The sequence below is a fragment of the Mycobacterium sp. SMC-17 genome, assembly GCF_045310915.1.
Classification (GTDB): domain Bacteria; phylum Actinomycetota; class Actinomycetes; order Mycobacteriales; family Mycobacteriaceae; genus Mycobacterium.
The window spans coordinates 62,094-74,354 of sequence record NZ_JBJIAK010000006.1 but is presented as its reverse complement, the minus strand read 5'-3'; the positions used below and the strand labels follow the sequence as shown (position 1 = coordinate 74,354).

Here is a 12,261-nt window from a genome sequence, read left to right as displayed (position 1 = left end):
TCGAGCCTATGAGCCTGGCGCACCGGTTCCGGACGCCAATTTCTGGTGTCCGTCGGTTCAGTTCCGGCGCAGCCCGAGCTGGTCGACCACAGGGTCGACGCCGACCAACTCGATATCGTTGCGGCGCAAGGACTCCCATTGGTCGCGCGTCATGGTGAACTCCAGCATGGTGTCGAAGACCCCGCGCCGTGATTGCCGTGACGAGCCGGTCTGTACGTAGGGCAGCGACCGCGTGACGCCGAGCGACGCCGCGTTGTCGTGCCAGGCCCGGGTGGTCGCGACGTCGGCGTCGAATCCGGCGAAGATCAGCTGCAGTGCGGCCGTGCGCATCTCCCGGCCCAGGCCGCGGCCCTGATAGCGGCGGCCCAGCCACGAGCCGGTGGACACGGTCCGGCGGGCGGGAAAGCCGTCGGCGGTCACCGTGCAGACGCCCACGGCGTCGTCGCCGACGATGACGGCCATCGGCACGTCCCAGTGCTCCGTCGACACCTCGGCGCGGGTCTGCCGGAAGTACTGGACGGTGTTGCGTTCAAGTTCCGGGGAGACCGCGTCGGTCCACGGGACCGAGAACGGCATGGTGGCCGGATCGTGGATGCCCTGGGCGGCCAGCCGGGCGAGTTCGTCGGCCAGTTCGTCGGTCACATGGCAGAGCCGCAGAACCGGAGTGATCACCTCCAGTTCCGCCAGTGGCCAGGGCGAAGCGCGCATGCCCCAATACCAGCACAGCCGAGCTAATTCACGAAAGCGAATATTTGCCGCTTCAAGCCACGCTGACCTGCAACTTTCGTCGCTTGTGTAACAGCTGCACCGGGCCGAGCGAAACACCCCCAGAGGCCGGGGAAGACGGATGCGGCCAGAACAAAGGAGGATTCCATGACTCGTGCCGTGACGTTCGGCCGTTCCACCCTCGGCTTCATCGCCCTGGGCGCCGCCTGTGCCGCCCTTGTCGTGCCGCGGGCATCGGCCGATCCCGTGAGCCCGACCTCGCCGACGACGTCGGCCACCGCGTCGCCGACCACGACCGCGACCACCGCCGCGACGCCGACCACCTCGGCGACGCCCACCACGTCCGCCACGGCGCCGTCGACCACGACGACGACCACCGTCGCCCCGGCCGCCACCGTCGCCGACTGCAGCACCGCGACGCTCGCCAAGACCATCAGCTCGGTCACGCTGCAGCTGTCGGACTACTTCGCCGCGCACCCGGATGCCGACGCCGCGCTGCTCGACGCCACCCGGCAGTCGGCGTTCGCCGCCATGAGCCAGTTCGACAACTACTTCAAGGCCCACCCCGACGAGGCCGACGCGCTGCGCGGCATCCAGGCTCCGCTGGCCGCCTTCAAGGACCGCTGCGGCCTGCAGGTCGCGCCGACCGACGCGCTGGCCGTCCTCAACGGCGTCTAGCCGTCACTGGCCGAACTCACGTCCGGCCGGGCTGGGAGCCGCCGAGTTGCGCCGTCAGCGTCGCGGCGGCGGCCACCAGCCCGCGTGCTCGCTTACTGATCTCCGCGTCGGTCAGGGCATGGCCGATCTGCAGTGACAGCACCATCACCTGACGTTGGTGGTGGTCGAACACGGGCGCTGCGATGACGCTGATGTCGTGCTTGGCGCGCCCGCCCGCCGCCGCGCTCGATTCGCTCGGCAGGTACACGCGCTCGCCGATGTCGGAGACGAGTTCGCCCAGCAGAACCCGTAATTCGTCGGGCAGGTTGCTCGACATGCCGGCCATCATGGCGTACAGCCGCCTGCCGCCCGGTGTCAGCCGCTCCACGAGATAGCCCGATTCGCGGCACTCGGCGATCACCCGTTCCAGTCGCGCGCTGTCGGTGCGCAGCGGGATCGTCGGCTCCTTGGCGAGCCAGTCGCGCACCGCGCGCTCATCCCACAGCACGAACATCAGGCCGACCGGCGGCGCGAACGGGTAGCTCTGCCCGACCTGTACCGGCTCCGGACTGCCGTGCGGGGCAACGAGTTCCAGTAGCGTGATGCGGTCGTCGACGACAGCCGACAGGGCCGCCGTCGCGTTGAAGGCCTCCGACAGCCTGCGCAGTTCCGCCCGCGCGGCCGGACTGATGCGCATGGACTCCTGCGCGGTGTGGCCCAGTGTGATCAACCGCGGGCCCAGCCGGTAGGTCTTCTCGGCCGCGTCACGTACCAGGTAACCGGCGTCGGCGAGCGTGGTGACGATGCCCAGGCAGGTGGGCTTGCTGAGGTCGAGCCGGCGCGCCAACTCGGACAGCCCGAATTGTTCCTGGGGGTGACTGGCCAGGAAATCCAGCACCGCGACGACGCGGGCGGTGGGTGGCGACGCGCGGCCGGTGTCGGTCATGGCTAGGAATGTACGACATCGGTCCAAATATGGACCGTTGTGCCGAGGTGGGAGGTCAGAGGAGGATCGAGGCGAAGCCGCAGGTCGAGCGGCACGACGGTAATGCGCGGCATTGACGACAACTGGAACACGTTCTACCCTTCAGTCGGAATATCTACCGATGCGTTCCAATATTGGAACGGAAGGGTGTTGACCGTATGTTCACGCAGTCGTTCGTCGACGCCGTCGCCGAGGCGGAGCGCCTCGTCGCCGCGGCGCCGTTCATCGAATCCGAGGCCGATCTGCTCGAAGGCCTGCAATACCTCGCCGGTTGTATCGCGTCGTGCACCCACGTTGCGTTCGACTACGACAAGGACCACCCGTTCCTGCACAGCGGCACCGGTCCGTTCGAGAAGATGGGCCTCGACAACCCCGACACCATGTACTTCGGCACCCGCGTGCAGCCGGGTCACGAGTACGTCGTCACCGGCCGTCGCGGCACCACGACCGACGTGAGCTTCCAGCTGCTCGGCGGTGAATACACCGACGCCAACGTGCCGGACAGCGAGACGGCGTTCGACGACCGCAAGCTCGACATCGCCGCCGACGGCACGTTCGAGTGGCGGTTCACCCCGGCCACCCCGGCGCAGCTGGTGATCCGCGAGGTCTACAACGACTGGTCGGCGCAGCGCGGTTCGTTCGCGATCTCCCGCACCGACACTGCGGGCACCGCACCCGAGCCGTTGACCCGTGAACTGATCGAGAAGCGGTACGCCGTCGCCGGCAAGCAGCTGGTGCAGCGCGTCAAGACCTGGCTGCAGTTCCCGAAGTGGTTCTACGACAACCTGCCGGTCAACACCCTCACCGCGCCGCGGCTGACCCCGGGCGGGCTGGCCACGCAGTATTCGTCCGTCGGGCACTACGACATGACGCCCGACCAGGCCATGGTCATCACGCTGCCGGTGACGGACGCGCCCTACCTGGGCTTCCAGCTCGGCAGTCTCTGGTACATCTCGCTGGACTACATCAATCACCAGACGTCGCTGAACGGCACTCAGGCGCAGGCGGATCCGGACGGCAAGATCCGGATCGTGGTGTCGGAGAACAACCCCGGCGTGACCAACTGGTGCGAGACGCTCGGTCACGCCAGGGGCTACCTGCAGTTCCGCTGGCAGCGGGTGTCGCGCGAGCTGACGGCCGAGGACGGCCCGACGTGCGAGGTCGTGGGTCTCGACGAGGTGGCCTCGAAGCTGCCGTTCTACGAGACCAACAAGATTTCCGAAGAAGATTGGCGCGCGCGGATTGCACTGCGCCAGAGGCTTATTGGCGAGAGGATGGTGGGCTGACCGTGAGTGGACTGCTCGATGGAAAGGTCGTGGTGATCAGCGGCGTCGGGCCTGGGCTCGGAACGACGCTGGCGCGCCGATGTGCGGAGAACGGTGCCGACCTGGTGCTGGTGGCCCGCACGGTGGAACGGCTCGAGGTCGTCGCCAAGGAGGTGACGGAGCTGGGCCGGCGCGCGCTGGTGGTGGGCGCCGACATCACCGACGAGGAGCAGGTCGCCAATGTGGTGGCCCGTACCACGGAGGAGTTCGGTAAGGCGGACGTGTTGATCAACAACGCGTTCCGGGTGCCGTCGATGAAGCCCTTCGCGAACACGACCTTCGAGCACATGCGCGATGCGATCGAGCTGACCGTGTTCGGTGCGCTGCGCATGACGCAGGGCTTCACCCCGGCGCTCGAGACGGCCAAAGGCTCTGTGGTGAACGTGAATTCGATGGTCGTGCGGCATTCGCAGGCCAAGTACGGCGCCTACAAGATGGCGAAGTCGGCGCTGCTGGCCATGTCGCAGACCCTCTCGACCGAGCTGGGCGAGAAGGGCATCCGCGTGAACTCCGTGATGCCGGGCTACATCTGGGGCGAAACCCTGGAGGGTTACTTCAGCCATCAGGCGCAGAAGTACGGCACCACCGTCGAGCAGATCTACGCGGCGTCGGCCGCCGGCTCCGACCTGAAGCGCCTGCCGACCGAGGACGAGGTGGCTTCTGCCATCCTGTTCCTGGCCAGCGACCTGGCCAGTGGCATCACCGGTCAGTCGCTCGACGTCAACTGCGGGGAGTACAAGGCATGAGCGCACTTCGGACGAACGTCGGCACTGTCGAGGACCTGCACGCCTCGGCCGTCAAGGCCTGCGGCCTGGACGACTTCGGTGGTGACGACGACAACTATCTGGAAGCCCTTGGCGTGCTGCTGGATTCGTACCAGCGCGAGGCCGACCTGACCGAGCTCGGCAGCAAGATGCAGCGGTTCTTCACCCGCAACGCGCTGGTGGCGCGTCTGGTGTCCAACGCGGCGTTCAAGCAGTACCCGCAGCACGCCGATGTGCCGATCGAGCGGCCGATCTTCGTCACCGGCCTGCCGCGCACCGGCACCACGGTGATCCACCGGCTGCTGACGGCCGACCCGCGACACCAGGGCCTGGAGATGTGGCTGGCCGAGTTCCCGCAGCCGCGGCCGCCGCGCGAAACCTGGCCGGACAACCCGGTATTCAGTGCGCTCGATGCGCGGTTCAAGCAGGCTCACGAGGAGAACCCGGACTACACGGGCCTGCACTTCATGACGGCCGACGAGGTCGAGGAGTGCTGGCAGCTGCTGCGTCAGTCGCTGCACTCGGTGTCCTACGAGACGCTGGCGCACGTCCCGTCGTACGCGCAGTGGCTGGCCCGGCAGGACTGGACGAAGTCCTACCAGCGGCACCGCAAGAACCTGCAGTTGATCGGGCTGAACGAGCCCGAAAAGCGTTGGGTGCTCAAGAATCCCAGCCACCTGTTCGCGCTGGATGCGCTGTTCAAGGTGTACCCGGACGCGCTGGTGGTGCAATGCCACCGACCGGCCGAGACCATCATGGCGTCGATGTGCTCGCTCGCGCAGCACACCACGGAGGGTTGGTCGAACACCTTCACCGGCAAGGTGATCGGTGACGACTCGATGGAGACGTGGTCGCGCGGCCTGGAGCTGTTCAATGCCGAACGGGCCAAGCATGATCCCAAGCAGTTCTGCGATGTCGACTACTTCGAGTTCATCAAGGACCCGGTCGGCGCCGTCGAGGGCATCTACCGCACGTTCGGCATCGAGTTCACCGATGCCGCACGCCAGGCCATCACCGAGAGCCACGCGCAGAGCCAGCAGGGTCCGCGCGCGCCGAAGCACACCTACTCGCTGTCCGACTACGGGCTGACCGAGGAGCAGGTCAAGGAGCGCTTCGCCAACCTGTAGCGGCCGGACGATCGCGAAAACCCCCTGAATCAACTGATTCAGGGGGTTTTCGCGTTTCTGCGCGAGAGAAACTCAGCCGTCGCCGGGGGAGGGAGCGGTGGAGAACTCCTCCAGGCATCCCTCGGCGACCGCGTGCTTGATGCTGTCGGACATCTTGGGGCACGAGCGGCTGCGACTGGGATCGCCGCCTTCGGCGCGGATCTCGCTGAAATATGCGCACCGCTGCGTCGCCTCCGAATTCCACTGCACCGCAGTGTGTTCCGGACCCAACTTCTTCACCGAGACCGTCGAGTGGCAGAACCGGCAGTCGACCGGAACCAGACCCGAGGTCAGGTACCGCTGCCGGTCGGCCGCGGTGGCTTCACGAACCGCGGCCAGGCGCACCGGGTCGCCGGCGAAATCCGGTGCCTTGGACCAGGATCCGTTCGCCGGCGCATCGGATGCGGGATGGGCGTGGTCGTCGTCTTCGCCGTGACCCATCAGCTGCAGCATCGAACGGGCCAGGCTCTCGGCTTCGTCGGCGGTGCCGACGAATGGGCTCCGAGCCTGATCCCGCTCGCTGTGCTGGGGCATCAGCTGGACTGCTCTGCTGATTCCTTGGCCTCGGCCTGCAGGCGCAGGTTCTCGGCCACTTCGCCCTGCCACTTCTCGTTGGCGACCGTGGTGTCGATCTCCAGCTCGAAGCGGTCGGTCATGTCCGGGGTGATGTCGGCGACGTCGACGTAGAACTGCTGGTACCAGCGGCGCATCTGGTAGACGGCGCCGTCTTCTTCGACCAGCAGCGGGTTGTCGATGCGGGTCTTGTGCTTCCAGATTTCGACGTCCTGCAGGAAGCCCTTGCTGACCCCGTCGGTCATGGCGTCGGCGAGCTTCTGGGTGGTCTTTTCGTCCATGCCCTTGGGCTTTTCGACGATGACGCCCCACTGCAGCACGAACGCGTCCTGGCTGACCGGGTAGTGGCAGTTGATCAGGATCGACTCGGCCTTGTAGCCGCTGTAGTTGTTGTGCAGCCAGTTGATCATGAACGACGGCCCGAAGTACGAGGCCTCCGAATCCAGGTGCGCCTCGCCGTACTGGGTGCCCATGCCACCGATGTCCGGCCGGCCCACGTTGTGCAGGTACTGGCTGGCGATGTGACCTTCGAAGACGTTCTTGAAGTACGTCGGCAGGCCGTAGTGAATGTAGAAGAAGTGCGCCATGTCAGTGACGTTGTCGATGATCTCGCGGCAGTTGCTGCCCTCGATCAGCAGCGAGTTCCACTGCCAGTCGGTCCAGTTGTCACTGTGGAATTCGGGGATCTCGGGGATCCGCACCTCTTCCTGAGGCGGGTTGCCCTCGTGGTCGTGCCACACGAAGAGCAGACCGCCACGGACGTCGGTGTGCCAGGCGCGGGTACGGGCCAGGCGCGGCGTGCGCTTGGCGTAGGGCACCAGCTGGCACCTGCCGTCGCCGCCCCAGCGCCAGTCGTGGAACGGGCATGCGACCGCATCCCCCTTGATGGTGCCCTGCGACAGGTCACCGCCCATGTGGCGGCAGTAGCCGTCCAGGATTTTCAGGTCACCCTTCGAGTCCGCGAACACCACCAACTTGGTGCCGAACGCCTCGAACGAATGCGGCTTGCCGTCCAGGAAGTTCTTCACAGGACCCACGCAGTGCCATCCACGGGCAAAGCGGTCCGGCAGCACGCCGGTATCGATCTCGCGAACCCCCGCGGTTTCGGTGCTCACCTTGGCCTCCCAATCTGTGCCTAGTAACTAGAACACGTTACAGTTTTTCCTCGGTGCAGCGCAATGCAAGCGTCCCCACCTGCGGTGTATTGCGAGGGCGAGCGAAGCGACGGGGTAGGTTCTGTCCATGCCGCTTTACTCCTTCGAGGGCCGGAGCCCGGTCGTCGACCCCACGGCGTTCATCGCCCCCACCGCCGTGCTGATCGGCGATGTTCGTGTCGAAGCCGGGGCCTCGGTGTGGTTCAACGCGGTTCTGCGCGCCGATTACGCGCCCGTCGTCATCCGCAACGGTGCAAACGTGCAGGACGGGTCGGTGCTGCACGCCCCTCCCGGCATTCCGGTCGACATCGGGCCCGGCGCGACCATCGCGCACCTGTGCGTCGTGCACGGCGCCCATGTCGGTGCCGAAGCACTCATCGCCAACAACAGCACCATCCTCGACGGCGCGGTGATCGGCCGCCGCAGCCTGGTCGCCGCCCATTCGCTGGTGGTCGCCGGAACCAAGATCCCCGACGAAGTGCTGGTCGTGGGTTCGCCGGCCAAGATTCGCGGCCCGATCTCCGGAACCGGTGCCGAGACGTGGATCAACACCAATCCGCAGGCCTACCGCGAACTGGCAGAGCGCTACCTGACGGGTCTCGAAGAGCTGTAGCGCCCGGATTTCGTGGAAATCTGACATTCGGGCCGACGTTCGGCCAAGACTGGGCGCATGAAGCTGCCGCTCGTCGTCCTGGCCGGTGCCTCCATTGCGCTGACGGCTCCGTCCGCGCACGCCGCGCCGCCGCCCAACTTTCCCGACTTCACGGGCTTCAGCGTCGTCACGTCGACGCATCTGGCGACCTACCAGCGCACCGATCAGCAGGTGGTGAAGTTCTCAACACCCGAGGGCCTGGCATGCCTCATCAGCGCGCTGGGCGGCGTGGCGCCGAGCGTGCGGTGCTACGGCCCGGTGCCGGGGACGACGGGCCTGCCCGTCACCGCCGATCCCAACGCCAAGGCGCCCCGCGATTTCGGGGTGGCGCAGCTGCACGCGGCCAACGAGGGCACGATCAGCAACTACCGCGGTGACTACCCGACCGATCTGGCCGGCGCACCACTACTCGCGCCGGGGGAGAAGGTCACTCTGACGACGATGACGTGCGGCGTGGTGGCCGGTGGCGTCACCGCCTGCATCGACTCCACCGGCGGCGGCCACGGCTTCGTCCTGCAGCCGTCGGGCTCCTGGACTTTCTAACGAGCGATTTGTGCACGATTTTCCGCGGCCAGCGCGGAAAATCGTGCACAAATCACGAGGTACGCGGCGCTTCCCAGAAGGCGCGCAGCGCCAGGAGTTGCCCGGCCTCGTTGGCGCGGTAGGTGAAGACGCCGTGGGTGGTGAAGTCGTGCCCGCCGATGGTGGTCACGATGTTGCCGACGTTGGCTTCCTCGTCACCGCACTGGTAGGTGGTCTCGAAGTTGAACACGAGACTGTCGGTGGGCGCGATCGCCTTGTCCCAGAAGGCCGAGATGGCTTCCTTGCCGCGGTGCCCCTTGCCCTCGGGATCGAGGAACGACGGCCCGATCGGGTCCTGCACGATGGCGTCGTCGGCGAAGTTGGCCAGCCAGGCCTCCTTGTCGCGGGCGGCCACGGCATCGCGGGACCGCTTGCCGGCCAGGTGCGCGGGGTGATTCGGGTCGGAAACCGTCATGTCAGTTCTTTCCGGGCTTGTCGCTCGAGACGACCCACATCGAGTAGTACTGTGCGCCACCGCCGTACGCGTGGCCCAGCGCCTTACGGGCGCCCTCGACCTGGTGGTCGCCGGCCTTGCCCATGACCTGGATGGCCGACTCGGCGAAGCGGATCATGCCGGATGCGCCAATGGGATTCGACGACAGCACACCGCCGGAGGCGTTGAACGGAATCCGACCGCCGATGGCCGTCTCGCCGGCCTCGGTCAGCTTCCAGCCTTCGCCCTCGGGCGCGAAGCCGAGGTTCTCCAGCCACATCGGCTCGTACCAGGAGAACGGCACATAGACCTCGGCGCAGTCGATTTCGTCGATCGGGCTGGTGATCCCGGCGTCGCGCCAGAGGGCAGCGGCCGCGTCGCGGCCGGCCTGCGGGTTCACCTGGTCGCGGCCCGAGTAGGCCAGCGGCTCGGTGCGCAGCGCGGTGGCGTGGATCCAGGCCACCGGGTGCCCCTCGGCGACGCGGGCGTCGGCCACTTCCTCATTGCCGATGACCAGGGCGGCCGCGCCGTCCGACGACGGGCAGGTCTCATCGAAACGGATTGGGTCCCAGAGCATCTGCGATGACATCACCTTCTCGACGGTGATGTCGGGCTGGTGCAGGTGCGCCAGCGGGTTCTTGGCGCCGTTGAGCCGGTCCTTGACCGCCACCATGGCGCCGATGTGCTCGGGCGCGCCCGAGCGGCGGATGTAGGCGCGCACGTGCGGGGCGAAGTAACCGCCCGCGCCGGCACCGACGGGCTTGGTGAACGGCACCGGAATCGACAGTGCCCACATGGCATTCGACTCGGACTGCTTCTCCCACGCCATGGTCAGGACGCGGCGGTACTTGCCGGACTTGACCAGGCTGGCGGCGACGATCGCGGTCGAGCCACCCACCGAACCGGCGGTGTGCACGCGGATGAGCGGCTTGTTGGTGGCGCCGGTGGCGTCGGCCATGAACAGCTCGGGCATCATGACGCCCTCGAAGAAGTCCGGTGCCTTGCCGACGACGACGGCGTCGATGTCGGCCATCGTGCAACCGGAGTCCGCGAGCGCGCGGTCGATGGCCTCGCGCACCAGGCCGTTCATCGAGACGTCGGAACGCTTGGCGACGTACTTGGTCTGTCCCGTACCGAGGACGGCAGCTTTGTTCGCCATCAGTTCTTACCCTCCAGGACGGCAATCAGATTCTGTTGCAGCGCAGGACCACTCGTGGCGTGGGCCAGGACGCGGTTCGCCGAGCCGTTGAAGATGTGCTCGGCGGCGAAGCCGATGCGCTCCAGGCCGGCGGAGAACATCGGGTTGGCGGCCAAGGCGCCACCCGACGGGTTGATCTTGGTCGAGTCCTTCAACCCGATCGCCTCGGTGAGGATCAGCTGCTGGTGGCTGAACGGCGCGTGCAACTCGGCGATGTCGATGGAGCCGGTGTCCCCACCGGTGGCGGCGGCGGCCGAAGCGGCGGTCGACGTCGACACCGTGAGATCACGGGCACCCAGGATCGGCGTCTCGATGCGGTGCTCGAAACCGGTGATCCAGGCGGGGTTTTCGCGCAGCTCGCGCGCCTTGTCGGCCGAGGCCAGCACGATCGCCGACGCGCCGTCGGTGATCGGCGCGATGTCGTGACGGCGCAGCGGGTCGGCGAAGAACGGCCGCGACAGCAGCTCGCTCACGCTGGTCGCGGACTCGAGGCGGTCGACGCGCTCGGCGACGGCGAACGAGTCCAGCGCCACCTGCGCCATCTGCTCGGCGGTCCACTTACCGGCGTCCAGGCCGAACCGGGCCTGCAGGCCGGCCATCGAGACGGCGTCCGGCCACAGCGGCGAGACGGTGTACGGGTCGGTCTGCAGGGCCAGCACCCGGCGCAGGGTGCCGGCGCTGCCCTTGCCGAAGCCGTAGACCAGCGCGGTGTCGACCTCGCCCGTCAGGATCTTGATGTAGGCCTCGTACAGCGCCCAAGCGGCGTCCATCTCGACGTGCGACTCGTTGATCGGCGGCACCGCGCCGATCGAGTCGATGGCGGAGATGAACGAAAATGCCCGGCCGGCAAGGTAATCCGAGGAGCCCGAGCACCAGAAACCGATATCGGTCTGCTGCAGGCCCAACTCGGTGAACAGCTTGGCAAAGCACGGCATCAGCATCTCGACGCCGTTCGTGGTGCCGTCGGTGCGGCGCACATGCGGGGCATGCGCGAACCCGACGACCGCTACTTCACTGGAAGTCATTGTGGCCCTTTACAGGTGGTGCTTGTACGAGTCGTAGTCGGCGTCGGGTTCGCCGGATGGTTTGAAGTGCGAGATGTTGTCGATGCCCAGGCCCCACTCCTCGCGGGGCTTCCACACCGCCTGGACCCGCATGCCCATCCGGACATCGGCCGCGTCGATCTCGGTGACCAGGTGCAGGAACGGGATGTCGGCACCGTCGAGCAGCACGTAGGCGGCCACGTACGGCGGCTTGATGCGCTGACCCGGGAACGGGATGTTGATGATCGCGAAGGTGGTGACGGTGCCGCGGTCGGGCAGCTCGATGAACTCGTCGAGAACCATGCCGGTGGCCGGGTCGGCCTCCTTCGGCGGGAACAGCACCGGGCCGGGCTTACCGTCGCGGCCGACCTTGGTGCGGCCACCGAGCAGCTTGCCCTCCTGCAGACCGCGCAGGAAGGTGCTCTCGGGATGCGAAGCGGTGTGCTGGATTTCGATGGACGACGGCACGACCAGCATGGTCACTGGGTCGCGATCGTCGGCGACCGACGAGGACACCGCGGCTTCTTCCTCGGTGCCGGGCACGAAGTACGCGATGTCGGTGATGGCGCCGACCGGCTCGTCGACCCAGTGCGCGCGGACCCGGTCTCCGGACTTCAAGGAGCCCTCCGCGACGTCGACCGCATGGAGCAGCGGGGTGTCGGCGCCGTCGAGCTTGATCAGCGCCCAGGCGAACGGGCGTTGCAGGGGCTGTCCCTCCAGCGGCTCGGGCTGCCAGGTCCACGACACCACGGTGCCGACACTGGAAACCGGAACCACCTCGGTCAGGGCCTCGTACGTGACAGGGTCATACTCGGCGGGAGGTACGTGTACCCGGCCGTCCGAACCGCGGGTGCCGACGATGCGTCGCTCCCGCAGTGCGGTGAAGAACTGACTCAGGATCGGACCAACTGAACGGGTGTAGTCGAATGACAGTCTCAGCGGAGCCGAAAGGGGCGGCTCATGGCCTGCCATCTGGGCTGGGCTGCTTTGGCTAGCGCTCACG

At 67.0% G+C, this 12,261-nt stretch carries 14 protein-coding genes; 6 read left to right on the top strand and 8 right to left on the bottom strand.

Going from position 1 to position 12,261, the window contains the following annotated elements; translation table 11 throughout:
* Positions 1-57: 57 nt before the first annotated feature.
* Positions 58-708, bottom strand: coding sequence for a GNAT family N-acetyltransferase (locus tag ACJH7A_RS06245; protein WP_406801597.1), 651 nt, complete (start codon positions 706-708; stop codon positions 58-60).
* 165 nt (positions 709-873) lie between these two features.
* Here ACJH7A_RS06245 and ACJH7A_RS06240 point away from each other — a divergent pair, with 165 nt between their 5' ends.
* Positions 874-1,404: a hemophore-related protein gene (locus ACJH7A_RS06240; RefSeq protein ID WP_141772274.1), complete on the top strand. Its 531-nt coding sequence runs from the start codon at positions 874-876 to the stop codon at positions 1,402-1,404.
* Positions 1,405-1,420: 16 nt separating this feature from the next.
* Here the strand turns inward: ACJH7A_RS06240 and ACJH7A_RS06235 are convergent, their stop codons facing one another.
* A complete protein-coding gene (locus tag ACJH7A_RS06235; protein WP_138250801.1) occupies positions 1,421-2,329 on the bottom strand; it encodes an IclR family transcriptional regulator in 909 nt (302 codons plus the stop codon).
* Positions 2,330-2,526: 197 nt separating this feature from the next.
* Between ACJH7A_RS06235 and ACJH7A_RS06230 the strand changes: the two genes are divergently transcribed.
* Genes ACJH7A_RS06230 through ACJH7A_RS06220 form a run of 3 tightly spaced genes read left to right on the top strand, consistent with a single transcriptional unit; the run spans position 2,527 to position 5,584 of the window.
* On the top strand, positions 2,527-3,654 hold the full coding sequence (locus ACJH7A_RS06230; RefSeq protein WP_318985463.1) for a hypothetical protein: 1,128 nt from the start codon (positions 2,527-2,529) through the stop codon (positions 3,652-3,654).
* A 2-nt stretch (positions 3,655-3,656) separates the two neighbouring features.
* Positions 3,657-4,439 carry an SDR family oxidoreductase gene (locus ACJH7A_RS06225; protein WP_318985464.1) on the top strand — a complete coding sequence of 261 codons (783 nt, stop codon included), beginning with the start codon at positions 3,657-3,659 and terminating at the stop codon, positions 4,437-4,439.
* Positions 4,436-5,584 carry a sulfotransferase family protein gene (locus ACJH7A_RS06220; protein WP_406801596.1) on the top strand — a complete coding sequence of 383 codons (1,149 nt, stop codon included), beginning with the start codon at positions 4,436-4,438 and terminating at the stop codon, positions 5,582-5,584. The genes ACJH7A_RS06225 and ACJH7A_RS06220 overlap by 4 nt, the downstream gene beginning before the upstream one ends.
* A 72-nt stretch (positions 5,585-5,656) precedes the next feature.
* On the opposite strand, the gene ACJH7A_RS06215 is transcribed toward ACJH7A_RS06220, so the two are convergent.
* Both ACJH7A_RS06215 and ACJH7A_RS06210 read right to left on the bottom strand, forming a co-directional pair.
* Positions 5,657-6,157, bottom strand: coding sequence for a hypothetical protein (locus tag ACJH7A_RS06215; RefSeq protein WP_318985466.1), 501 nt, complete (start codon positions 6,155-6,157; stop codon positions 5,657-5,659).
* Complete coding sequence (locus ACJH7A_RS06210) at positions 6,157-7,311, bottom strand: Rieske 2Fe-2S domain-containing protein (protein WP_318985467.1); 1,155 nt, start codon at positions 7,309-7,311, stop codon at positions 6,157-6,159. The genes ACJH7A_RS06215 and ACJH7A_RS06210 overlap by 1 nt, the downstream gene beginning before the upstream one ends.
* A gap of 127 nt (positions 7,312-7,438) precedes the next feature.
* Between ACJH7A_RS06210 and ACJH7A_RS06205 the strand changes: the two genes are divergently transcribed.
* Positions 7,439-7,963: a gamma carbonic anhydrase family protein gene (locus tag ACJH7A_RS06205; protein WP_318985468.1), complete on the top strand. Its 525-nt coding sequence runs from the start codon at positions 7,439-7,441 to the stop codon at positions 7,961-7,963.
* A gap of 57 nt (positions 7,964-8,020) precedes the next feature.
* Positions 8,021-8,545 carry a hypothetical protein gene (locus ACJH7A_RS06200; RefSeq protein WP_318985469.1) on the top strand — a complete coding sequence of 175 codons (525 nt, stop codon included), beginning with the start codon at positions 8,021-8,023 and terminating at the stop codon, positions 8,543-8,545.
* Between the two features lie 52 nt (positions 8,546-8,597).
* Here the strand turns inward: ACJH7A_RS06200 and ACJH7A_RS06195 are convergent, their stop codons facing one another.
* From ACJH7A_RS06195 to ACJH7A_RS06180, 4 genes are read right to left on the bottom strand one after another with little or no spacing between them, the layout of a single operon-like run.
* Positions 8,598-8,999, bottom strand: a complete 402-nt coding sequence (locus ACJH7A_RS06195; RefSeq protein WP_020100770.1) for a nuclear transport factor 2 family protein — start codon at positions 8,997-8,999, stop codon at positions 8,598-8,600.
* A gap of 1 nt (position 9,000) precedes the next feature.
* Positions 9,001-10,176: a thiolase domain-containing protein gene (locus tag ACJH7A_RS06190; RefSeq protein WP_406784561.1), complete on the bottom strand. Its 1,176-nt coding sequence runs from the start codon at positions 10,174-10,176 to the stop codon at positions 9,001-9,003.
* Complete coding sequence (locus ACJH7A_RS06185) at positions 10,176-11,240, bottom strand: thiolase domain-containing protein (protein ID WP_406784562.1); 1,065 nt, start codon at positions 11,238-11,240, stop codon at positions 10,176-10,178. The genes ACJH7A_RS06190 and ACJH7A_RS06185 overlap by 1 nt, the downstream gene beginning before the upstream one ends.
* A 9-nt stretch (positions 11,241-11,249) precedes the next feature.
* A complete protein-coding gene (locus ACJH7A_RS06180; protein WP_406801595.1) occupies positions 11,250-12,260 on the bottom strand; it encodes a Zn-ribbon domain-containing OB-fold protein in 1,011 nt (336 codons plus the stop codon).
* Between the last annotated feature and the right edge of the window lies 1 nt (position 12,261).